The sequence below is a fragment of the Nonomuraea longicatena genome (genome assembly GCF_039525605.1).
Taxonomy (GTDB): domain Bacteria; phylum Actinomycetota; class Actinomycetes; order Streptosporangiales; family Streptosporangiaceae; genus Nonomuraea; species Nonomuraea longicatena.
The window spans coordinates 239524-259946 of record NZ_BAAAHQ010000021.1 but is presented as its reverse complement, the minus strand read 5'-3'; the positions used below and the strand labels follow the sequence as shown (position 1 = coordinate 259946).

The following is a 20423-nucleotide window of genomic DNA, read 5'->3' as shown; positions in this document are numbered from 1 at the left end:
CCGCCGTGGCGGGGGACGGCGGGCTGGTCGCGGTGCGGGCGTGCGTGGTCGCGGGCGCCGACGGAGTCGGCGAGGACGGCGCCACCGACGCGTTCGCCGGAATGACCGAGTCCTTCCTCTATGTACGCCCCGAGGAGGTCCCCGAGCGCGTCGCCCGGTGCTGGGCGTCCGGGTTCTCCCCGGCGTCGATCCTCTACCGGGCCCGCAAGGGGCTCTCGCCCGAGGTCAGGGTGGCGGTCGGGGTCCAGGCGATGGTGCCGGGAGTGCGGTCGTTCGTGGCCTTCAGCCGCGATCCGCGTACCGGCGCGGCCACCTGTGTGATCGCGGCGGCGCACGGCATCGGCGAGAACGTCGTCCAGGAACGCGCCGACATCGACCACTATTTCGTGGAGACCGGGGAGATCCGCGCGGAGACGGTGGGGGAGCCGGTGCTGTCCGACGCCGAGGTGCGCGAGGTGGCCGGGCTCGCGGGCCGGGTCGAGGCGTTCTTCGGCCCGCCGCAGGACCTGGAGGGCACGATCACCTCCGACGGGGTCGTCCATCTGATGCAGGCCCGGCCGGTGGTGTTCGCCGACCGCCCGCAGGAGGTGCGCTGGAGCAACCACAACATCACCGAGAGCTTCCCCGGCGTCTCCGGCGCGCTGACGTACTCGCAGGCCCGGATCTTCTACCGGCTGACCTTCGCCGACCTCTACCGCCGCATGGGCGTGCCCGAGCGCAGGCTGCGGCGGGTCGAGCACCACCTCGGCCGCATGGTGGGCCTGGTCGACGGCCGCGTCTACTACCGGCTGGACGCCTGGTTCGCGCTGCACGGGCAGATGCCCGGCTTCCCGCTGATCCGCCGCTGGTGGGAGCGGTCGATGGGCATCGGCGGCGACCACCGTCCGTCCACGGCCGAACTGCTGCGCGCGCTGCCGTCCGTCCCCTCCCTCCTCGTACGGCTGGCCCGCCAGCCCCGCGCGGTCGCGGACTTCCTGCGCTGGTGGGACCACGTGGTCGGGCAGAGCGCCGGCATCGAGCAGTGGCCGCCGGAACGCCTCATCGCCTTCTACCGGCGGCTGTGGGCCGAGGCCGGCAGCCGGTGGGGCATCACCCTGGTCAACACCTTCTTCCTGCTGATGTGGGCGACGCTGACGTCGGCGGCGCTGCGCCGCTGGGTCACTGGCGACGAGCAGCGGCTGCTCGGCGGCCTGCTGATGGGCGGCAGGGAGAACCGGTCGCTGCTCGGCGTCCGCTCCGCGCTAGCGCTCGCGGAGCTCGCCGCGAGCCGTCCCGACCTGGCCGACCGCATCCGGCGCGACGACCCGGCGGAGGAGGTCTGGGCCGACCTCGGCGCGGGCCGCCACGGCGCCGAGGTCGCCCGCGCCGCCGCCGTCCACCTCAGCAGGTACGGCGACCGCGCCCTGCACGATCTGAAACTTGAGGAGCCGTCGCCCCGCCAGCGCCCCGGCATGATCATCACGATGATCAAGCCCATGGTCCACGGCGGACTGACCGTGGCCGGCAGCCGCGCCAAGGAGCGCGCCGCCCGCGCGGAGGCCGAGCGGGAGCTGCGCGAACGCTGCCCGAGCCCGGCCCGCCGCCTGGTGGTCCGTACCCTCGTCGCGGGTCTGCGCCGGGCGGTGGCGGTCCGTGAGGACGCCCGCTACTGCCGCAGCCAGTTGTACGGCCTGACCCGCCAGGTGATGTGGCGGCTCGGCGACCTGCTGGCCGAGGCGGGCCGGCTCGACCACGGCCGGGACGTCGTCGACCTGACCGTCGAGGAGGTGCTCGGCGCCTACGACGGCACGCTGGTCGACGCCGACCTGCGGGCCCTGGTCCGCGCCCGGCGCGAGGAACGGCGCGCGGCCGCCTCGCGCCCCGACCCGGGCGTCGAGCTGAGCACGCCGCTCAACCGGCCGATGGCCCCGCCGAAGGACACCGGCCCGGCGGCCGGGTCCTCGGCGTCCGGCGAGCTGCGCGGGCTGCCGTCCAGCAGGGGAGTGGTGCGCGGTGAGGCCCGCGTCGTCCTCGACCCCTCCGTATCCCCCGAATCCTGCCGTGACCGGATCATCGTGGCGAAGGAGACCGACCCCGGATGGCTGTTCCTCATGATGGCGGCGCGCGGAATGGTGGTGGAACGGGGCACCCTGCTGTCCCACACCGCGATCACCGGACGCCTGCTCGGCATCCCGACCGTCGTGGCCGTGCCCCGGGCGACGACGCTGATCAAGGACGGGGATCTGGTGGAGATCGACGGGGCGGAGGGGAGCGTGCGGGTAGTGGCCACGCCCTGAAGCGGTACGTCGCCGGCAGTTTCCCGCCCAAGGTGTACCTTCCGTACGCGCTGACCTGGGCGCTCGGCGCCCCCGCCGCGTGCGCGCTCGCCGACCCCCGGATCACCGGCTGGCTGCCGGACGCCGCGAGCGCGGTGAGCGCGGTGACGCTGGTCGTCGTCCTGCTCATGATGCGGGCCCTGGACGACATCCGCGACCTCGACTACGACCGTGCGCACAACCCGGACCGGCCGCTGGCCAGAGGCGCCGTCCGGGTCCGCGACCTGGGTCTCATGATGGCGGTGGGCACCGGGTTCGTGCTCGTGCTCAACGTCTGGCGCTGGCCGGTCGCCGCGATGCTCGCCGGTCAGCTCGCCTACGCGTACGCGGTGCTGTGGGCCGACCGCCGGCTGCGGTGGCCGCGCGGCGACGCGATCGTGGCCGGGTTCCTGGTGAGCTTCCCCGTGCAGCTCCTGGTCAACGCCTTCCTGTACGCCGGGCTGCTGTACTCGGCCGGGCTGCCGCCGACCTGGCAGGGCGCGGCCGGGATCGCCGTGACCGCGCTGGCGTTCCTGCACCTGGAGTTCGCCCGCAAGACCACCAGATCCCCCCGGCCCGGCGAACACACCTATGTCACCCTGTTCGGCGCGAACGGCACCGCCGCGCTGGCCGTGGGCTGCGCGCTGGCCTCGGTCGCGCTCCTGGTGGCCACCGTACGCACCGGGCCGGTGTGGCTGGCCGTGGCGCCGCTGGCGTTCGTGGCGGTCGGCGCGCTGCGGTTCTGGCGCGGCGGCCTCACCCGCTGGCCGTACGGGCAGGCGGCGCTGTTCATGCTGGTCAGCTTCGCCGGATACCAGATCGTCAACCTCGTGGAGAGCGTGACCGCATGACCTTCCCCTTCCCCACCGGCGTCGGGGGCGAGCCGCCGGCCGAGTACGCCCGCCTGCGCAGCGAGCCCGGCCTGCCCCGCCTGCGGCTCAGCAACGGCCGCGAGGCGCTGATCGTCACCGGGTACCACGACGTCCGGCACATCCTGTCCGACCGCAGGTTCAGCCGGTCGGCGTTCACCGGGACCCCGCTGTTCGCCCGCACGGCCGAGTCGCTCGCGCTGAACACCGCCGACGCGCCCGACCACGGCCGCCGCAGGGGCGCGATCGCGCACGCCTTCACCGCCCGGCGGGTACGGGCGCTGCGTCCGATGGTCGAACGCGTGGCGGCCGAGCAACTCGCCGAGGTCGCGGCCGGTCCCCGCCCGGTCGATCTGGTCGGACGGTTCACGATGCCCTTCGCCCAGCGGGTCATGTGCCGCATCCTCGGCGTGCCCGAGGACGACCTCGGGCGGCTCAAACCGTGGGTGGACGCCATGATGTCCAGGGGACGCTTCCCCGCCGACGCCGTGTCCGGCGCCCACCGGGAGATGAACGACTACTTCGCCGCCCTCGTCGACGACACCCGGGCGGCGCTCGACGCGGGCCGGGCCGTACCGGGGCTGATCGCCGACATGCTCGCCCCGCGCAGGGACGAGCACCGGCTCAGCCGGGAGGAGACGATCACGCTGGCCGCCGGGACGCTCATGGCCGGGTACGAGACCACCGGCAACGAGCTGGGGGCGGCCGTGTACGAGGTGCTGCGCCGTCCGGAACTGACCCGGCGGGTGCGCGAGCGCCCCGACGCGGTCGGGCCGGTGGTCGAGGAACTGCTGCGGTACCTGTGCGTGAACGGCAGCGGCGGGGTGCCGCACGTCGCGACCGCCGACGTGACGCTGCCCGGCGGGGACGTCGTGGCGGCGGGCGAGGTCGTGGTGCCGGTCCCCGACGCCGCCAACCACGACCCCGGCGTCTTCCCCGAACCGCACTGCCTGCGGGCCGACCGGGCCGAGAACCCCCATGTGGCCTTCGGGTTCGGCGCCCACCACTGCCTCGGGGCGGAGCTGGCGCGGCTGGAGATGCGCCTCGGGCTGAGCGCCGTGCTCGCCGCCTTCCCCGGGCTGCGGGTGGCCGTACCGGAGGAGGAACTGCGCTGGCGGACGGACATGTTCGTCAGAGGGCTGTGGGAGCTGCCGGTCACATGGTGACGTCCGACCGGCTGCTGACGACCACCCGGTCGGTACGGCGGCGCCTCGACCTCGACCGGCCGGTACCTCTGGCGCTGGTCGAGGAGTGCCTGCGGATCGCCCAGCAGGCGCCGTGCGGCTCCGGCCGCAACCTCGCTCACTGGGTCGTCGTCACCGACCCGGCGACCAGGGCAGAGATCGGCGAGGTGTACCGCTCGGCGTTCGAGCGCGCCGCGGGCTCCCGGCGGTCGACGCCGTCGCTCGACAGCGCCCGGTATCTCGCCCACCGGCTCGGCGAAGTCCCCGTCCTGGTGCTGGCCTGCCTGGAAACGGGCGGGCCGCTGCCCGACGGCAACCAGGCGGGACTGTGGGGATCCTTGCTGCCTTCGGTGTGGAGCTACATGCTCGCCGCTCGGGCGCGCGGGCTCGGCACCGTCCTGACCACCGCCCATCTGGCCGGTGAACGGCAGGTCGCGCAGTTGCTGGGGATCCCGCCCGGAGTGCACCAGGGGGCGCTGATCCCCACGGCGTACTATCTGGGCGACACCTTCCGCCCAGCGACGCGCCCGCCCCTGGAGGGGGTGCTGCACCGCGAGCGGTGGTGACGATCCGGGTCGCCTACGAGGGCATGGCTACGGCACAGAATGAATCGATGACGGAGTGTGGTCAACCGGCCCGTCGCGATCTACGCTCACGGCATGACACTGCCCACCGAACCCATCGGCAGCATTCCTCGCCCCGCGCAGGTGCTGGCCGCGTCGCCGTCCGAGCTGGCGGAGGCACAGGAACAGGCCGTTCGTGACACCATCGCGCGGCTGGAGGCACTCGGCTCGCCCGTCGTCACCGACGGGGAGCAGTCCAAGCCCAGCTTCGCCACCTACCCCATCGCGGGCCTGGCGAACCTGAGCCCGGACGGGGTGGTGATCCCGTTCGCGGACGGTCACCAGCGGCAACTGCCGTGCCTGACGGCGGGGCCGTTCAGGTACCAGGTCAACGCGGAGAAGTACCTGCGCGCCGCCCAGGCGCACGCGAGCGTGCCGGTGAAGCAGGCCGTCATCGCGCCGTCGGCGCTGAGCCTGCTGTACCCGTCGGCGGGGATCGACGGGTACTCGCGCGAGGCGTTCCTCGACGACCTGGTCGACGCGGCCGAGGCCGACATCAGGGGTTGCCTGGACGCCGGCGCGCACGTCGTGCAGCTCGACTTCACCGAAGGACGGCTCTCGCTCAAGCTCGACCCGAGCGGCGGTGTCCTCGACGACTTCGTCGCCGTCAACAACCGGGTCCTCGAACGGTTCTCGGCCGCCGAGCGGGCGCGGATCGGGGTGCACACCTGCCCCGGCGGCGACCAGGACTCCACGCACAGCCTGGACATAGACTACGCCGGGCTGCTGCCCAAGCTGTTCCAGCTCAAGGCGGGCAACTTCTACCTGCAGCTGGCCAGCGAGCCGGACCCGGACAAGGTGCTGGCGGTGGCGGCCGACCACCTGCCCGCCGACGCGCGGATCTTCGTCGGCGTGACCGATCCCGTCGACCCCGTGGTGGAGACGCCGGAGCAGGTCAGGGACCGGGTGCTGGCCGCCGCCCGCCATCTGCCCGCCGACCGGCTCGGCACCTGTGACGACTGCGGTTTCTCGCCGTTCGCCGACGACACCTCGACCTCACGCGAGGTCGCCTTCGCCAAGATCGAGGCCCGGGTGCAGGGCACGGCTCTGGCCGCCGCCGCGCTCGGTATCTGAGCCTCAGGCCGGGAGCCGTCGTGCTCCCGGTCGCATTTGTCCACCTGCGCTGTGTATGTGGCTAGGGTGACCTCGTGCGCGAGGATGTGCCTCCGGCCGCGAGCACGCGGTTACGGGGAACGGGGGACACCTGGCAAGGACTTCGGCAGCAACGTCCAGGAGTTCGTCGCGATCGGTACGGCGGTGAAGGCCGACGAACCGGGGGAGTGGCGCGACAACAAGGACCGCCCCTTCACCTCGGCACTGTCCGGCCAGGACTTCTGGACGCTGATCAGAGCCGGGTACGCGCCGCTCGGCATGGTGATGGGCACCTGCATCTACCACATCGCCCACCGCTCGGTCGGCTCCGTGGTCTCGACAGTGGGGACGAACGTGGAGATCTCGGAGTTCACCCAGGCTCTGTACAACGCGCGCGAGCTGGCCATGGCCCGGATGCAGGCGGAGGCCAAGCAACTCGGCGCAGAAGGGATCGTCGGCGTGGAGTTGGACCAGCACCACCATGAATGGGGACCGCACACGATGGAGTTCTTCGCGATCGGCACCGCCATCCGTCCGCTGAGGGACGACCACCGCATCGAGCGTCCCCAGATGGTGCTGGGACTGGACCGCTGATGGACCACGAACTGCTCGCCGCCCTGCGGTACGACGACGCCGACATCACCGCCTACGCCACCGTCCTGCTGCGTACCCTCGGCGACATGCTGCCGCCCGACTGCGTCACGGTCGAACGGGACAGCGGCCTGCGGGCCCGCCTGCGCGGACGGGACGGCCGGGTGCGGCGCCTGGCCGTACGGCTGGAGGACCGGGTGCTGACGCTGAGCGCGGCGGGCGCCGGCCGGCCGGAGGCGGAGATCCTGCACGAGGTGCACGGGGTGACGCTGTCGCGGCAGCGGGTCCCGGTCGACGCCTGGGTGCGGGCGCTGGCCGAGGCCCTGCTGCGGCGTGCAGAGGCCGACTCGGCGGCGGCGGTGGCGCTGCGGCGCCTGCTGGCCGACGGGTAGGGACCTCACGGCGGGCTGAAGATCTGGTGGGTGGCGTAGGCGAGATGGGCGAGACCGTCCTGCTCGCGGCGGCGCTCGTGGTTGATCCACTCGCGGCCTTCGGCGGCGACCCCCTCCAGCACGTGCAGGGTGTTCCTGACCCCGGCGGAGTCGAGCGTCGCGAGCGAGTCGTCGCGCGATTCCGAGTCGTCCATCAGGTTGGCCTTGAGCGAGTGCCCGCTCATCAGCGTCAGGTCGAAGGTGAGGCGCCCGTTGGCCCCTTCGGTGACCTCGACGGAGGCGACGGCGTCGTAGCGGAAGTTGTAGTGCCCTTGGACGTGGAGGGCCGCCTTCCCGAAGCTGAGGGTGGCGCTCATCTGCCGCACCCCGTCAACGGTGAGCAGGAAGACCAGCAGCCGGTAGCCGGTGTACCGCCACGGTCCCTTGGCGACCCGCGCCCGCTTGTAGGACGTGCCGGGTGTCTCGATGAAGGCGTGGGCGATGATGTCGTGCGAGGAGAGCCGGTAGTGGCGCATCGCCTCCGCCATGAGCGCCTTGCGGTCGCAGTCGAGCCAGCGGGCCATCTCCTCGTCCGAGGGCTGGTCGGCGAGTTTGCTCCGCCACCGGGCGAGTGCCTCCCTGCGGGCCTCCAGTTTGTGTTCCGCCTGCTCCTTCTCGACGGCGTGGCGCCGGTGCTCGCCGGCGATGCGCAACCCGCCGACCGCGGCCACCCACGCCGCCCCGAACCCGATGATCAACGCGGTCGCGGCGGGGAAGGCGCTGGCGTGCAGGCCGCCCCACGCCAGCGCGCCCGCGCCCAGGACGGTGAGCAGGGCGGCAGGCACCACGGGAACGCGGCGATCGGGTTCCGCCGGGAGGTCCTTCAGCCACGCGGTGCGCGCCTCACCGACGAGGAAGCGGGTGAGCCACGCGACCTGCTCGGCCGAGACCCTGCTCTCGCGGTAGATCTCGACGACCTCGTCCCGCAGCGCCTTCCTGGTGGCGGCCGTGGCCGCGAGCCAGTCCGCGCGTTCCATCCCGTGGGGAACGTACAGGGCGAAGTAGTGGTCGAACTGCCGGTCGATCTTGCGCGCGAACCCGCCGGGTGCGCCCCTGCCGCCGCGCGCCGCAGCGTACGTCCCCACGGGCCGGGCGGCCGACGTCGCCGGGGCGTGCCTGACCAGGAGGGCGACGCCGATCCCGAGTAGCGCCACGGCGAGCGCGGTCAGCGGCCACGAGTACCGCCAGGCGTGGACCGCGACGAAGCCGCAGGCGGCGACCGCGACCGTGCCGAGCAGGCCCGACACCACCAGTTCGCCCACCCCGACCTCCACCGGACGCGGCCACCGGACCCTGGCCTCCGCCGGCCTCGGCTGGAAGAACTTCCACGCCCTCCCCTCGCGGTCTCCCGCGCTTCGGGCCTGCCGTGCGGCCTCGAACGAGCGCGCCCACATGGCGTCCTGCACCTGCCCGGTCAGGAACATCTCCAGGTGCTGCAGGATCTCCTCGCGTTGCTCCGGCCCCAGCGCCATGAACTCCTTGTCGATGACGCGCGGATCGATGGTGCCGGTCTGCAGCGCCGCGAGCACCCGGCTGATCAGTTTGGTCGCCTCGGTCCACTGGTCGTCCGCCTGGTGCGCGAACCTGCCCTGCAGCGTGTTCAGCCGCCCGATCTCCTCCGGTGGCACCTGCTGGAGCGAGCGCCCGCTCAGGGTGGCCAGCAGCAGATAGAAGCAGGATCTGCTGGTCACGCAGCCGTTCTCGACGGCGTCGCCGATGATCTCGCGGGCCCGGTCGGCCATGCCGCCGCGCAGGCAGTTGACGCCGACCTCGAAGCGGTCCTTGGGGGAGGAGTCGTTGAGGACCTGGTAGACGCTGACGTCCCCATGGACGGTCTCCGCCTGGACGCCGACGGTGGCGGAGTCCTCGGCGACGTTCACCGGAGGTTGATGTCGCCGTTGACCTGCCCGGCCTGGACGCCGACCCGCGCGTGGTCGCGGGCGACGTTGACGGCCGGGCGGGCGGCGGGCTCGGGTTCGGGGACGTCGATCTCACGGGCCAGCGCGAGCGCGAACGCCGCCGCGCTCGCGGCCGCCCTGGGCTGCCAGCCGTCGGTGGCGACCTTGGTGCCGTCGGCCCGGTCGCTGATGCCGCGCACGACCGCCAGCGGGCGCGAGCGGTTGTCGTGGGCGGCCTTGGCGACCCCCGCCGACTCCATCTCGATGGCCAGGGCGTCGTTGTAGGTCTGGCGGATCCACTCGGCGTGCCAGGAGACGGCGGAGTCCTGGACGACCTCGCCCGCCGCGATGGGCCCGAACTTCACCGGGTGCGGCCAGGAGCCGGCGCGCCTGACGTGCCGGGCGAGCTGGTCGAGCTCGTGCGAGATCTCCCAGGCGCGCGGGCGGGCCTTGAACCCGTCGTCCTCGCTGGTGCCGCCGTGGTAGGCGTAGACGTGGGTGGCGACCACCACCGTGCCGAGCTGGATGTCCGGCCACAGGCCGCCCGCCACTCCCGTGAACAGCACGGCGGGCGGGTCGAACTCGTGGATGGCCCGTTCGGTGAGCACCGCTGAGGCGTGGTTGCCCTTGCCGGTCAGCCCCAGGGCGACCGGCCGGTCGGTGCCGGGGATGTGGCCGACCTCGAACCGGGTGCCCTGCCGGTGGCGGTGGGGGCGCAGCCCGTCCAGCCGTTCGCGGACGGCGTCGTACTCCAGGTCGAGTGCGGTGAGGATGACGATGGGACGCTCGTTCATGAGTGCACACCTTCCTCAGGGGCGGCTCATCGGGGGGTTCAGCACCCTGACCGGCCCGGCGCGGAAGAGCCGGGCGGGGCGACCGGTGTCGGTGCGTCGCATGGGGCCGTCGGCCACGATGAAGCCGCGTGCGTTCTGAACCTTGCGATAGAAATTGCGGGGATCGAGGCGGATCCCCCACACCGCCTCGTAGACCTGCTGCAGTTCGGAGATCGTGAAGGTCTCGTCGCAGAAGGCGGTGGCGAGCGCGGAGTGTTCGAGCTTGGCGCGGGCCCGCTCGACGCCGTCGGCCAGGATGCGCCGGTGGTCGAAGGCCAGCTCCGCCGTGAGCGCCCGCTCGACCGGGACCCATCGGGCGCCCGCCGCGTCGGTGCCCGCCACGGGCTCCGGCAGGCGCGGCGCGACCGCCAGGTGTGCGACGGACACCACCCGGCCGCGTGGATCGCGGCCGGGTTCGCCGTAGACGCCGAGCGCCTCCAGGTGGGGTACGTCGGACAGGCCCGCCTCCTCGGCGAGTTCGCGCCGGGCGGCCGAGGTGATGTCCTCGTGCTCGTCGCGCAGGAAGCCGCCGGGCAGCGCGGACGCGCCCAGGTGCGGCTCGACGCCCCGCTCGACGAGCAGCACGTGGAGCCGGGCGTCGCGCAGGGTGAGGATCACCAGGTCGACCGCGAGCAGTACGCGGGGGGCCGTCCACTCCATGAACGCACGATAACTTCCTGTCACCGTGACAGGAAGCCTTTTCGCTCAGATCGGCGGGATCACAGCCCCGAGGGGTCGCGTCCCACGCTGATCTCCTCGGCGATTCTGCGGATCTCGGAGGCCTCGATGCCCGGCGCCCTGGGCAGCTCGCGCACCAGGGCCTCGATCACCACGGGCACGGGCTGGCCGGCCAGTTGCGCGGCGATGCCGTGGACCGTCTGGAACAGCGCTGCGTCGGTGTCGTGCATGTGACCCCGTCTCCCTCGTCGGACTTCTTTCCGGGGGTCACGCTACGACGAGCGGCCGACACTTTTGCTCCGCACCGCCGTACAGATCTCGTCAAGGGCGCGTAGCTGCTCGGGCGTGAGGGCGTCGAACAGGCACTCGCGCACCTCCGCCACGTGGCCGGGCGCGGCCGAGGCGAGGGCGTCGAAGCCCGCGTCGGTGAGGACGGCGACGTTGCCGCGCCGGTCGGAGTCGCAGGGGGTACGGCGCACCCAGCCGCGCTCCTCCAGCCTGGCCACGGCGTGCGACAGGCGGCTCTGCGAGGACCGGGCGCGGTGGGCCAGCTCGTTCATGCGCATCGCGCGTCCGGGGGACTCGGACAGGGCCACGAGGATCATGTAGTACGTGTGCGGCATCCCGGCGTCGCGTTGCAACTGCCGGTCGAGCGCCTCGTTGACCAGCTGGGTCATGGCCAGGAAGTTACGCCAGGTCCGTTGCTCGGATTCGTCCAGCCATCGGGTCATGGGCCCAGTTTACTTGAGCGCTCATGTTATATTGATTGAGAGTTCATGAATCAGGAGGGGACGTCATGCCGATCCAGCGCCTCAACCACGCGGTCCTGTACGTCCGCGACGTGGACCGCAGCGTCGCGTTCTATCGCGACGTCCTCGGCTTCGAGGTCGTCATGAGCCTGCCCGGAGCCGCGTTCCTGCAGGCGGAGGGCTCCACCAACGACCACGACCTCGGGCTGTTCCAGGTCGGCGAACAGGCGGGCCCGAGCCCCGCCGGCCGCACCTCCGTCGGCCTCTACCACCTGGCCTGGGAGGTCGACACGCTCGACGAACTCGACCGCGTCGCGCGCAGGCTCGGCGAGCTCGGCTCGCTCGCCGGGGCCTCCGACCACTCGACGACCAAGGCGCTGTACGCCAAGGACCCCGACGGGCTGGAGTTCGAGGTGTCCTGGCTGGTGCCCGCCGCGCTCGTCACCGAGGAGGTGCTGGCGGGCAGGAGCACCGTACGGCCACTGGACCTCGACCAGGACAAGGAGCGGTACGGCGGGCAGACCCGGGGCGGCGTGGGCGTCTCTGTACCGGGCTGATGCTCCGAGTTACGGTGGACATATCCGACTGGCTCGCTTTTGGAGAACGGTCACCATGTCCACCGACCCACGTCACGTGATCGACGCCATCGACGGCGTGGTCGACGACTGGGAGGCGTCCAGCGCCGACTCCATGCGCTGGGCTCCTCCGGAGCAGCACGAGCCCGACCTCTTCGACGAGGCCACCAAGCTCCTCGCGCCGCTGGCGCACGCCGTCACGGAACTCCTGCGGCCGGTGGGCGAGGCCATCGACAACGCGGTTGACCGCCTCATCGAGGGCCCGGACGACCGCCGCTGACCCGCGCGTGCCGACGAGGTCAGCCCAGGTTGACGCTGTTGAGGACGGCCACCTGGGCGAGGACCTCCGAGGTGGTGGCACCGGGGTCGAGGCGGACGGCCTCAGCCCGGTCCATCACCGTCGCGAACCGGGTGTCGGGCACCCGGTCGACATCGGTGTCCACGAGCTGGTCCAGGGACGGGGAGCCGTCCGCGAAGTTCAGCCACGCGGTCAGCGCCTGGGCGTCGAGCTGCCGCCTCGGGTCCGGGCCCGCCGGGGTCAGGACCGCGTACGCCCTCGCCCTGGTCGAGACGTCCACGACCTCGGAGAAGACCCTGCTCATCCGCTGGGCGGTCAGCAGGTGGCAGCTCGGCGTGGGTGCGCCGGGCGCGAAACGCAGTGCCCAGTAGGCGAGCAGGCGTGGGCGGACGGCGTCGCCGGTGACGATCAGCGTGGCGGTGTCCGACGCCTGACCGCCGTCGTCGTCGCCCGCCTGGAGCCGGACACCGTACGCGCAGGGGCGGGTCCAGGTGTGGGACCGGACGTCGCGGACGTCGCGCGGCGCCACGTCCGGGCTCGGGTCGGGATCGCGGGCGGGCGGGTGGACCAGGGACTCGGTGCTCGTCTCCTGGCCGTCGCCCCAGGTCCAGGTCAAGGTCAGGTCGTCACTGCCGGGGTCGGTGACGCGGGCCGACCATTCGACCGGGGCGCCGAGGCGGGCCACCCGGGTCTGCCCGCCGTCGATCGCGGCCGTGGGCGGCGTGTTGGACACGGTGACGATCGCGGTGTCCTTGCCGGTGAAGCCGGAGGCGTCGGTCACGGTCAGAGTGGCGGTGAAGGCGCCGTCGTCGCCGTACACGTGCGTGGGGGCGGGGCCTTGCGCGGGGGCGGAGGCGTCGCCGAAGTCCCAGGTGTAGGTGAGCGGACCCGCTCCCGTCGCCGCGCCCGCGAGGGTGAGCGGGGTGTTCTCCGCCACCGTGTACGGTCCCCCGGCCTCGGCCTTCGGCGCGAACGCGGGGCCGAGCTTGTCGCGCAGCAGCGCCGCCGTCTCGCCGGTGATCTCGGGCGGCGTGGGCGAGTGCGCGCCGTCGGCGTAGTCGGGGTCGTCGCGGAAGTCGTAGTCCAGGTTCGCCCAGTCGTCGTGGCCCACCAGCTTGTCTTCGGGGCTCGCCCCGCATCCGTCGATCCCGAGGTTGTTGAGGTCGATCGGATTGGGCAGCGGGTCGGCCGACTCGGTGCCGTCCTTGTTCCAGTCGATCGCGCCCTTGGCGGGCGCCCGTTCGGTGGTGGCGCCGTCGTCGCGGCTCCAGATCGCGACGCCGGTGCCGCCGTCGCCGACGCCGTCCTTCTCGACCAGCGCCTTTTCATTGAGTTCGAGCAGTTTTCCCCGGGAGTAGTCGAGTTTGCGGGTGCCGTCCGTCTGGAGCAGGTGCGCGGTCTGCCAGGTGTAGCTCATGACGCTGAGGTAGTTCGGCTTGCAGTTGACGTCCTTGTCGCCGCCGTGGTCGAGGCCGAGGTTGTGGCCGAACTCGTGCATGAGGGTGCCCGACTGCTGGTTGACGGTGCCGACGTGGTGGGTGCCCGCCGCGTTGAGTCCCCAGGTGTTGTCGCCGAGGGTCACCAGTACGTCGTTGCCGTGGATCTCGGCGCGGCCGGAGGAGCCGCCGCCGTCGCGCCGGTGGCCGAGGATCACGTAGTGGTAGGCCCGGCGCTTGGCCTCCAGCGCCGAGGGTCTGGTCCGCTCGCCGGGCGTGCCGAAGGATCCCCTCTTGAGGGTGTCGAAGCCGTCCCAGGTGGTGACCTCGTCCTGGTGGGCGAGCTGCTCGTCCTCGTCGATGTGCATGGTGATCCCGGTGCTGCCGTCGGGGTTCTGGACGGGTGCGGCGGCGAAGGCGGCGACGACGTCCTGGCGGGCGGCGGGCAGGAGCTCGTGGAACTCCATGTGGTCGATCTCCAGGTACAGGTCCTTGCGGCGGGCGTCCGCGCCCGCGAGCGTGAGGTCGGGCAGGCCGTCGTCGTCGGTGTCGATACCGCCGATCTCCCACGCGTCGAGGAGGGCGTCGCCGTCGGTGTCGCCGGAGACGGTGAGCCGGGTGGTGCAGGTCGCGAGGACGGTGGCCCCGGTGAGGGAGGTGCTGACCTCGATGGTGACGTCGTCGGTGCCGGGGGACAGGTGGCCGGTCGTCAGGTGCGCGCTGACGCTGACGCCGGTGCCGCTGGAGACGGTCCTGGTGAGGTAGGTGTGCCTGGCGCCGTAGAAGTCGTTGTCGAGCATCACGGCGGTGAACTGGGCGTCCTGGCCGTCGCCCCGGTAGACGAAGCTGAAGTCGACCGCGATGGTCTCACCCGGTTCGATGACGGGCCGGCGCGCGGAGAAGGCGCAGCTCGCCGAGAGTTCCGGCGCGGCGGCCGCGCCCAGGCAGGTGGCGACCAGGACGGCCGAGAGCACAGCTTTGATCATCCGAAGCACAGCATGGAGGATCACCAACGAAACATCCCGAGAAACTCCCGCAGGGGGAATAATTCCCGGTCAGCGCGTCAATTGCGATGGTATGTCGGCAAGATCGGCAAAGAGCCCCTAGGGGTACGCCAGGGTCCGCTCAGGGATCGCGCCTGATGTCGTACGGGCGCCCGAACCGGGAACCTTGGGTTCATGACCGCAGTGAAGAGGGCCTGCCCGTGGGCGGCGGCGCTGGCCATCGCGTTCTCCGTCGTCGCGGTGGTGGTGGGCCAGCTGGAGCCGGACCCCCACCTCAACCCGTTGAACGTGACCGTCAGCGAGTACGCCGTCGCCGACCGGGGCGGTGTCACCGAGTGGGGCATGGCGATCCTCGGACTGGGGTCGTTCGCGCTGGTCGCGGGGCTGCGGATGGCCAGGGCGCCCATCGCGGGGATACCGGAGAAGCTGCTCATGGTCTGGTCGGCGGCGCTGGTCGTCGCGGCGGTGGTCCCGACCACTCCGGTCGGCATGGACATGACGCTCACGGCGCTGATCCACCGCTTCGTCTCGGTCGCGGCCTTCGTCAGCCTCCCGGTGGCGGCGGCGCTGCTGGTGCCGAGATTCCGGGCGGACGAACGGTGGCGGCCGGTGGCGCGGACCGTCGAGTGGCTGGCGCTCGCGGGCGGCCTCGGGATCGCGGCGATCACGTACGTCGCGCTGCCGGGCGACCGGGTGCTGATCGGTCTCGTCGAGCGGATCCTGCTCGGCGCGGAAGTGGCGTTGCTCACTGTTCTCGCCGGATGGCTGGTGCGTTTGACCTGGAACAAGTCCGTTCAGGTCTTGACATATCACAAATTTCTCACGAATTGATCATTTTTAACACCGGTAACAGTGCTATCCTCTCCCGCGATCTTCTATCCGGGAGCAGGTGTCATGGCATCGGGCAGATCCATCCGATTCAAGATCTCGGCGCTGCTCGTGATCCCGCTCGTATCCCTCGTCGCCCTGTGGGGTTTCGCGGCGGGTACCACGTCGACTCAGGCGATGAAGCTGCTGGAGGTCGAGTCCCTCTGGCGCAACGTCGTCGACAACGCCGACCGCCTCGTCTCCGCGCTCCAGCGTGAGCGGCTCGCCTCCGCCGCGCACCTCGCCAAGTCCGCCGAGGACCCCTCCGCCCTCGCCGCCAGCCGGGCCGACACCGACAAGGCGCGCAAGATCTTCGCCGAGCGCTCCGCCTCGGAAGAGGCGGTCGAGGTGCTCGACGCGGGAATGGACGCCCAGCTCAAGGAGACGCTGTCGGTTCTCACCGGCCTGGCGGAGACCCGGCGGCGGGTGGACGACGGGGAACTGAAGCCCACCGAGCTGGTGACGGCCTACACGGCGATCTCCGACTCGGTGCACCGGCTGTACGCCTCCTTCGCCGTCGGCACCGACGTGGACCTCATCCGCCAGTCGCACGGCCTCATCGGCGGCGACCAGGTGCGCGAACTCGCCCACCGCGAGCACGCGCTGCTCGTCGCCGCGGCGGGCGACCTCAGCGCCGCCGACCGGGTGATGCTCGCCAGGATCGACGGCGCCCGCGCCCACCAGCTCCCCGAGGCGCTGGCCAACCTGGACGACGCCATGCGCAGCCCGTTCCAGCGGGTGGACACCACCGGGTTCGACCAGATGATCGCCAGCTACATGGGCGGTGCGAAGACCGACATCCAGATCTGGAAGGGCGTCGCGGAGCCGGTACTGCAGGGCTACGACATCGCGGTGGCGCAGTCGGGGGAGACCCTGCTGAGCCGCATGGAACCGGCCGGTCTCGCCATCGTGATCAGGGCCGTGATCGCCGGGGTCGTCGGCCTGGTCGCGGTGGTCTTCTCCGTCTTCATCTCCGTCCGCGTGGCGCGCAGACTCGGCAGGGAACTCGCCGACCTGCGCCAGAACGCCAGGGACCTGGCCGAGAAGCGGCTGCCCGAACTCGTCGTCCGCCTGCGGCGCGGTGAGCGCGTGGACCTCGTGGCGGAGGCCCCGCCGGTCAGCGTGCCGCCGGAGGCGACCAGCGAGGTCGTCGATCTGGCCGCCGCCTACGACCGCGTGCAGAGCACCGCGATCGAGGCCGCCATCGACCAGGCCAGGCTCCGCCAGGCGGGCGCGGAGGCGCTGCGCAACCTGGCCAGGCGCAGCCAGACGCTGGTCCAGCGGCAGATCAAGCTGCTCGACGAGATGCAGGGCCAGACGCACGACCCGGAGGCCCTGGAGCGGCTGTTCCGCCTCGACCACCTCACCACCCGCATGCGCCGTCACTCCGAGGGCCTGGTGCTGCTGTCGGGCGGCGCCGGCGGCCGCAGGTGGCGCTCCAACGTGCCGATCGAGGACACCCTGAACGGCGCCGCCGCCCAGGTCGAGGACTACACCCGGATCAAGGTGTACCCGATGCCGGAGATCGGGGTCTCCGGCGCCGCCGTCGCCGACCTCATGCACCTGTTCGCCGAGCTGATGGAGAACGGCGCCGCCTTCTCCACGCCGGGCAGCGAGGTCTCCGTGCGCGGCGAGCTGGTCGGCCGAGGGTATGCCGTCGAGATCGAGGACCGGGGCTGCGGGCTGAGCGAGGCCGAGCGTCGGCGGGTCAACGAGCGGCTGGCCGGTCCGCAGGAGTTCGACCCGTCGCAGACCGAGCGGCTCGGCTTCGCGGTGGTCGGCATGCTGGCCGCCAGGCACGGCGTCTCCGTCACGCTCAAGAACTCGCCGTACGGCGGCACGTCCGCCGTCGTGCTGCTGCCCATGGCGCTCGTCGAGCCGCTGCAGCCCGCCGTGCACGAGCCGCCGCAGCTGGAGTCGGTCTCCGTGTCCGTCGTCAGGAGCGCGGACCTCACCGGCGCCGAGATGGGGCCCGGGGGGCTGCCGCGCCGTACGAGGACCTCGAAGCGGGCGCACGGGCGCACGCCGGGACGGACGCAGGGGCGGGCGCAGGAACGCCTCCACGAGCGACTGCCGGAACCCGTGCTCGAACCGGTCCTCGAACCCGTGCCGGAGCCCGTGCCCGAGCTGATGCAGGACCTGCCGCGCCGGGTCCGGCAGACCAACCTGCCGCAGCGGCTGCGTCAGCAACAACCGGAACGACCTGGACGACTGGAGGAACGGAGTCCGGAGGAGACGAGGGCGCTGCTGTCCTCGCTGCAGTCAGGCTGGCAGCGGGGCCGGCAGGACGGCGATCAGAACGGGGGATCCGAATCGTGAGTCAGGACCACGAATGGGTGGACGAGGAGGCGGGGCCGGTCGTCAGGCCGTACGCGGTCACGGGGGGCCGCACCCGCACCTCGGCGAAGGAACTCGACCTGCTGTCGGCGGTCGTCGCCACGGGGCGGGCGGCGGAGAGCGGGCTGGGCGCCCAGCACCGCAGGCTGCTCGGACGGCTCTCGCAGCGGCGGGGCACGCCGGTGGCCGAACTGGCGGGCGCCATGGACCTGCCGGTGGGGGTGGTGCGGGTGCTGGTCGGCGATTTGATCGAGTGCGGCGCCGCGCAGGCCCGCCCGCCCGCGGCCAAGGCCAACCTGGCGACGGAGAGCCTGCTGCGCGAGGTCATCAACGGCCTCAAGGCCTTGTAGAAACTATGCTCTGACCTGGGATAGCGGCTGAGCCGGGCCGGGGATGCAGCAGGCATGTCACATCATCTGAGCGGCCCCAACCTGCGCCCGCCCGCAGGCGACGCGCGCCTCGACCTCACCGACGTGTTCGCCTTCCAGGCGCCGGGACGGCCGGGGCACACCGTGCTGATCATGGACGTGAACTCGTTCGCGTTCGACCCCGGCGGCCAGCCCCATCCGTACCCGGGTGCCGTCTACCGGCTCGACGTGGACGGCGACGGGGACGACCGGGCGGACGTGGCCTTCAGCTTCGTCTTCTCCGAGCCGCGCGACGGCGCCCAGACGGTCACCGTCCACTACGCGACCGGTGAGCAGGCCCGTTCGCCCGAGGCGGCGGGGGATGTGGTCCTGCGCGACGTGCCGGTGACCTTCGGGGCGCAGCCGTACGTGGCGGAGGAGGGCTGGCTGACGTTCGCGGCCGGGTTGCGCAGCGACCCGTTCTTCGCCGACCTGGAGGGCATCGGGAACGACTTCACGTGGACGGGCCGCGACACCATCGCGGACAACAACGTGATCGGGATCGTGCTGGAGGTGCCCGACCAGATCCTCGGGAACGGGCCCCGGATCGGCCTGTGGGGGCGTGTGACCGTCGAACGGGACGGTCGGTGGGTCTCGGTGGATCGGGGCGCCCATCCGTCGCTCACGGCCTATTTCAACGCCGAGGACGCCAAGGACGAGTACAACGCCGGCAACCCGGAAGACGACGTCCTGAAATATCGGGACCTGTGGGTGAAGGTGTTGGAGCACACCGGTGGCTACACCGCCGAGGCCGCGGCGGACGCCCTCCGTACGGTCCTGCCCGACGTGCTGCACTTCGATCGTTCCAAACCGGCGGCCTACCCGAACGGCAGGCGGCTCGACGACGACGTCACCGACGCGCGGCTGCAGATGATCAGCAATGGCCGGATCCAGGGTGACGGGATCGGGCCGCACACCGATCTGCTGCCCGTTTTCCCGTATCTCGGCCCGCCGCACTCCTAGGCGTTGGTCAGTGTGCGCAGTGAGTGCTCGACCAGAGTCACCATGACCTCCTTGGCCGAGGCCCGCCTGCGTACGTCGCAGAGCATCACCGGAACGTCGTCGTCGAGGTCGAGAGCGACGCGCACGTCCTCCACGCTGTGCTGGGCGGCGCCGTCGAAGCAGTTGACCGCCACGACGAACGGCGTGCCCCGCTGCTCGAAGTAGTCGACGGAGGGGAAGCAGTCGGTCAGCCTGCGGGTGTCGGCGATCACCACCGCGCCGAGCGCGCCGTGGGCCAGTTCGTCCCACATGAACCAGAAGCGTTCCTGGCCGGGCGTGCCGAACAGGTAGACGACCAGGCCCTCCCTGATCGTGATGCGGCCGAAGTCCATGGCCACGGTCGTGGTGGTCTTGGCCTCGACGCCGCCGATGTCGTCGACGCCGACACTGATGTCGGACAGCACCTCCTCGGTGCGTAAGGGCCGGATCTCGCTGATCGATCCCACGAGGGTGGTCTTGCCGACGCCGAAGCCGCCGGCGATGAGGATCTTCAGCGCGATCGGATCCTCAGAGAGCGCGTAGTCCATTGATCACTTCCTTGAGAATGCGCTCTGTCGGCCGGGGTCCGGACGCGTTGGGCGCGGTCACCGTGAGAAGCCCTTGGTCGCGCAGGTCGCCGATCAGCACCCGGACGACTCCGATGGGCAGGTCCAGCTCCACGGCCACGTCGGCCACCGAGATGGGAGTACGCGCGGCACGGAGGATGGCGTGCTGCTCGGGGCCGAGCGCGCTTGGGGGGTCGCCGACCGCACTCACCAGGGCGATGAGGTCGAGCGAGCCGCCGGCCGAGCGAACCCGGCCCTTGGTCAGGGCATACGGACGGACGAGCGGCCCCGCCTCGTCGTCCAGCCACATGTTCACGACAGGGCCGATCGCGGGTTGGTCGTGATGTGCTGGCCCACCCGCTTGACCAGCATCGCCATCTCGTAGGCGATGTGGCCCACGTCGACGTTGGCATCGGCGATCACGGCCAGGCAGGTGCCCTGGCCGGCGGCCGTGACGAACAGGAACGCCGACTCCATCTCCACGATGGTCTGGCGCACGTCACCGCCGCCGAAGTGGCGGCCGGTGCCACGGGCCAGGCTGTGGAATCCCGAGGCCACGGCGGCCAGGTGCTCTGAGTCCTCGCGGCTCAGACCCTTGGAGGAGCCGACGGCCAGGCCGTCGGTCGACAGGAGCACGGCCTGGCGGATGGCCGCGACCCGGGTCGCGAGGTCGTCGAGCAGCCAGTTGAGCTCCCCGGAATTGGTCATGG

At 71.7% G+C, this 20423-nt stretch carries 22 protein-coding genes; 13 read left to right on the top strand and 9 right to left on the bottom strand.

From position 1 onward, the window contains the following. The 7 genes from ABD120_RS20925 to ABD120_RS20895 form a co-directional block, all read left to right on the top strand. Nucleotides 1-2276: PEP/pyruvate-binding domain-containing protein (locus tag ABD120_RS20925; RefSeq protein ID WP_343951636.1), on the top strand; the 2276-nt coding region annotated here is incomplete at its 5' end. 32 nt (nucleotides 2277-2308) lie between these two features. Next, nucleotides 2309-3145, top strand: a complete 837-nt coding sequence (locus ABD120_RS20920; protein ID WP_343951635.1) for a UbiA prenyltransferase family protein — start codon at nucleotides 2309-2311, stop codon at nucleotides 3143-3145. After that, a complete protein-coding gene (locus ABD120_RS20915; protein WP_343951634.1) occupies nucleotides 3142-4329 on the top strand; it encodes a cytochrome P450 in 1188 nt (395 codons plus the stop codon). The genes ABD120_RS20920 and ABD120_RS20915 overlap by 4 nt, the downstream gene beginning before the upstream one ends. Next, nucleotides 4323-4913 (top strand): nitroreductase family protein, encoded by a 591-nt coding sequence (locus ABD120_RS20910; RefSeq protein WP_343951633.1) that lies wholly within the window; start codon nucleotides 4323-4325, stop codon nucleotides 4911-4913. The genes ABD120_RS20915 and ABD120_RS20910 overlap by 7 nt, the downstream gene beginning before the upstream one ends. Nucleotides 4914-5006: 93 nt before the next feature. Further along, nucleotides 5007-6044, top strand: coding sequence for a cobalamin-independent methionine synthase II family protein (locus ABD120_RS20905; protein ID WP_343951632.1), 1038 nt, complete (start codon nucleotides 5007-5009; stop codon nucleotides 6042-6044). A gap of 57 nt (nucleotides 6045-6101) precedes the next feature. Then, nucleotides 6102-6656 carry a heavy metal-binding domain-containing protein gene (locus ABD120_RS20900; protein WP_343951631.1) on the top strand — a complete coding sequence of 185 codons (555 nt, stop codon included), beginning with the start codon at nucleotides 6102-6104 and terminating at the stop codon, nucleotides 6654-6656. Next, nucleotides 6656-7045: a hypothetical protein gene (locus ABD120_RS20895; RefSeq protein WP_343951630.1), complete on the top strand. Its 390-nt coding sequence runs from the start codon at nucleotides 6656-6658 to the stop codon at nucleotides 7043-7045. Before ABD120_RS20900 ends, ABD120_RS20895 begins: the two co-directional genes overlap by 1 nt. A gap of 5 nt (nucleotides 7046-7050) precedes the next feature. Here ABD120_RS20895 and ABD120_RS20890 read toward each other — a convergent pair whose 3' ends face one another. The 5 genes from ABD120_RS20890 to ABD120_RS20870 are packed head-to-tail and all read right to left on the bottom strand — an operon-like array spanning nucleotide 7051 to nucleotide 11224. Further along, on the bottom strand, nucleotides 7051-8964 hold the full coding sequence (locus ABD120_RS20890) for a hypothetical protein (RefSeq protein WP_343951629.1): 1914 nt from the start codon (nucleotides 8962-8964) through the stop codon (nucleotides 7051-7053). After that, the gene (locus ABD120_RS20885; protein WP_343951628.1) at nucleotides 8961-9776 is read right to left on the bottom strand and encodes a 5'-methylthioadenosine/S-adenosylhomocysteine nucleosidase family protein; all 816 of its coding nucleotides are present in this window, start codon (nucleotides 9774-9776) and stop codon (nucleotides 8961-8963) included. Before ABD120_RS20885 ends, ABD120_RS20890 begins: the two co-directional genes overlap by 4 nt. 15 nt (nucleotides 9777-9791) lie before the next feature. After that, the gene (locus tag ABD120_RS20880) at nucleotides 9792-10475 is read right to left on the bottom strand and encodes an NUDIX hydrolase (RefSeq protein ID WP_343951627.1); all 684 of its coding nucleotides are present in this window, start codon (nucleotides 10473-10475) and stop codon (nucleotides 9792-9794) included. 59 nt (nucleotides 10476-10534) lie between these two features. Next, a complete protein-coding gene (locus ABD120_RS20875; RefSeq protein ID WP_343951626.1) occupies nucleotides 10535-10723 on the bottom strand; it encodes a hypothetical protein in 189 nt (62 codons plus the stop codon). Nucleotides 10724-10765: 42 nt separating this feature from the next. Next, entirely contained in the window at nucleotides 10766-11224 is a 459-nt protein-coding gene (locus tag ABD120_RS20870) for a MarR family winged helix-turn-helix transcriptional regulator (protein ID WP_343951625.1), read from the bottom strand. 65 nt (nucleotides 11225-11289) lie between these two features. On the opposite strand from ABD120_RS20870, the gene ABD120_RS20865 reads away from it, so the two are divergent. Both ABD120_RS20865 and ABD120_RS20860 read left to right on the top strand, forming a co-directional pair. Continuing rightward, nucleotides 11290-11799: a VOC family protein gene (locus tag ABD120_RS20865; protein ID WP_343951624.1), complete on the top strand. Its 510-nt coding sequence runs from the start codon at nucleotides 11290-11292 to the stop codon at nucleotides 11797-11799. Between the two features lie 55 nt (nucleotides 11800-11854). Then, on the top strand, nucleotides 11855-12097 hold the full coding sequence (locus ABD120_RS20860; RefSeq protein WP_343951623.1) for a hypothetical protein: 243 nt from the start codon (nucleotides 11855-11857) through the stop codon (nucleotides 12095-12097). 19 nt (nucleotides 12098-12116) lie between these two features. Here ABD120_RS20860 and ABD120_RS20855 read toward each other — a convergent pair whose 3' ends face one another. Continuing rightward, the gene (locus ABD120_RS20855) at nucleotides 12117-14537 is read right to left on the bottom strand and encodes a PKD domain-containing protein (protein WP_343951622.1); all 2421 of its coding nucleotides are present in this window, start codon (nucleotides 14535-14537) and stop codon (nucleotides 12117-12119) included. Between the two features lie 192 nt (nucleotides 14538-14729). On the opposite strand from ABD120_RS20855, the gene ABD120_RS20850 reads away from it, so the two are divergent. The 4 genes from ABD120_RS20850 to ABD120_RS20835 all read left to right on the top strand — a co-directional run bounded on the left by ABD120_RS20850 (nucleotide 14730) and on the right by ABD120_RS20835 (nucleotide 19129). Next, entirely contained in the window at nucleotides 14730-15386 is a 657-nt protein-coding gene (locus ABD120_RS20850) for a DUF998 domain-containing protein (RefSeq protein WP_343951621.1), read from the top strand. A 63-nt stretch (nucleotides 15387-15449) separates the two neighbouring features. Next, nucleotides 15450-17741, top strand: a complete 2292-nt coding sequence (locus ABD120_RS20845) for a sensor histidine kinase (RefSeq protein WP_343951620.1) — start codon at nucleotides 15450-15452, stop codon at nucleotides 17739-17741. Continuing rightward, nucleotides 17738-18109, top strand: a complete 372-nt coding sequence (locus ABD120_RS20840; protein ID WP_343951619.1) for a DUF742 domain-containing protein — start codon at nucleotides 17738-17740, stop codon at nucleotides 18107-18109. Before ABD120_RS20845 ends, ABD120_RS20840 begins: the two co-directional genes overlap by 4 nt. A gap of 54 nt (nucleotides 18110-18163) precedes the next feature. Beyond that, nucleotides 18164-19129, top strand: a complete 966-nt coding sequence (locus ABD120_RS20835; RefSeq protein ID WP_343951618.1) for a DUF4331 family protein — start codon at nucleotides 18164-18166, stop codon at nucleotides 19127-19129. Here the strand turns inward: ABD120_RS20835 and ABD120_RS20830 are convergent. From ABD120_RS20830 to ABD120_RS20820, 3 genes are read right to left on the bottom strand one after another with little or no spacing between them, the layout of a single operon-like run. Continuing rightward, nucleotides 19126-19695 (bottom strand): GTP-binding protein, encoded by a 570-nt coding sequence (locus ABD120_RS20830; RefSeq protein WP_343951617.1) that lies wholly within the window; start codon nucleotides 19693-19695, stop codon nucleotides 19126-19128. The genes ABD120_RS20835 and ABD120_RS20830 overlap by 4 nt on opposite strands. Continuing rightward, nucleotides 19676-20023, bottom strand: coding sequence for a DUF742 domain-containing protein (locus ABD120_RS20825; RefSeq protein WP_343951643.1), 348 nt, complete (start codon nucleotides 20021-20023; stop codon nucleotides 19676-19678). The genes ABD120_RS20830 and ABD120_RS20825 overlap by 20 nt, the downstream gene beginning before the upstream one ends. Nucleotides 20024-20025: 2 nt before the next feature. Next, the gene (locus ABD120_RS20820) at nucleotides 20026-20421 is read right to left on the bottom strand and encodes a roadblock/LC7 domain-containing protein (RefSeq protein WP_343951642.1); all 396 of its coding nucleotides are present in this window, start codon (nucleotides 20419-20421) and stop codon (nucleotides 20026-20028) included. Between the last annotated feature and the right edge of the window lie 2 nt (nucleotides 20422-20423).

Bases quoted from the DNA above. Each gene is read 5' to 3' on its own strand.
- ABD120_RS20895 (WP_343951630.1), top strand. From the start codon at position 6,656: ATGGACCACGAACTGCTCGCCGCCCTGCGGTACGACGACGCCGACATC.
- ABD120_RS20820 (WP_343951642.1), bottom strand. From the start codon at position 20,421: ATGACCAATTCCGGGGAGCTCAACTGGCTGCTCGACGACCTCGCGACC.
- ABD120_RS20835 (WP_343951618.1), top strand. From the start codon at position 18,164: ATGTCACATCATCTGAGCGGCCCCAACCTGCGCCCGCCCGCAGGCGAC.
- ABD120_RS20905 (WP_343951632.1), top strand. From the start codon at position 5,007: ATGACACTGCCCACCGAACCCATCGGCAGCATTCCTCGCCCCGCGCAG.
- ABD120_RS20860 (WP_343951623.1), top strand. From the start codon at position 11,855: ATGTCCACCGACCCACGTCACGTGATCGACGCCATCGACGGCGTGGTC.
- ABD120_RS20870 (WP_343951625.1), bottom strand. From the start codon at position 11,224: ATGACCCGATGGCTGGACGAATCCGAGCAACGGACCTGGCGTAACTTC.
- ABD120_RS20850 (WP_343951621.1), top strand. From the start codon at position 14,730: ATGACCGCAGTGAAGAGGGCCTGCCCGTGGGCGGCGGCGCTGGCCATC.
- ABD120_RS20880 (WP_343951627.1), bottom strand. From the start codon at position 10,475: ATGGAGTGGACGGCCCCCCGCGTACTGCTCGCGGTCGACCTGGTGATC.
- ABD120_RS20915 (WP_343951634.1), top strand. From the start codon at position 3,142: ATGACCTTCCCCTTCCCCACCGGCGTCGGGGGCGAGCCGCCGGCCGAG.
- ABD120_RS20830 (WP_343951617.1), bottom strand. From the start codon at position 19,695: ATGGACTACGCGCTCTCTGAGGATCCGATCGCGCTGAAGATCCTCATC.
- ABD120_RS20910 (WP_343951633.1), top strand. From the start codon at position 4,323: ATGGTGACGTCCGACCGGCTGCTGACGACCACCCGGTCGGTACGGCGG.
- ABD120_RS20875 (WP_343951626.1), bottom strand. From the start codon at position 10,723: ATGCACGACACCGACGCAGCGCTGTTCCAGACGGTCCACGGCATCGCC.
- ABD120_RS20855 (WP_343951622.1), bottom strand. From the start codon at position 14,537: ATGATCAAAGCTGTGCTCTCGGCCGTCCTGGTCGCCACCTGCCTGGGC.
- ABD120_RS20845 (WP_343951620.1), top strand. From the start codon at position 15,450: ATGGCATCGGGCAGATCCATCCGATTCAAGATCTCGGCGCTGCTCGTG.
- ABD120_RS20885 (WP_343951628.1), bottom strand. From the start codon at position 9,776: ATGAACGAGCGTCCCATCGTCATCCTCACCGCACTCGACCTGGAGTAC.
- ABD120_RS20865 (WP_343951624.1), top strand. From the start codon at position 11,290: ATGCCGATCCAGCGCCTCAACCACGCGGTCCTGTACGTCCGCGACGTG.
- ABD120_RS20825 (WP_343951643.1), bottom strand. From the start codon at position 20,023: ATGTGGCTGGACGACGAGGCGGGGCCGCTCGTCCGTCCGTATGCCCTG.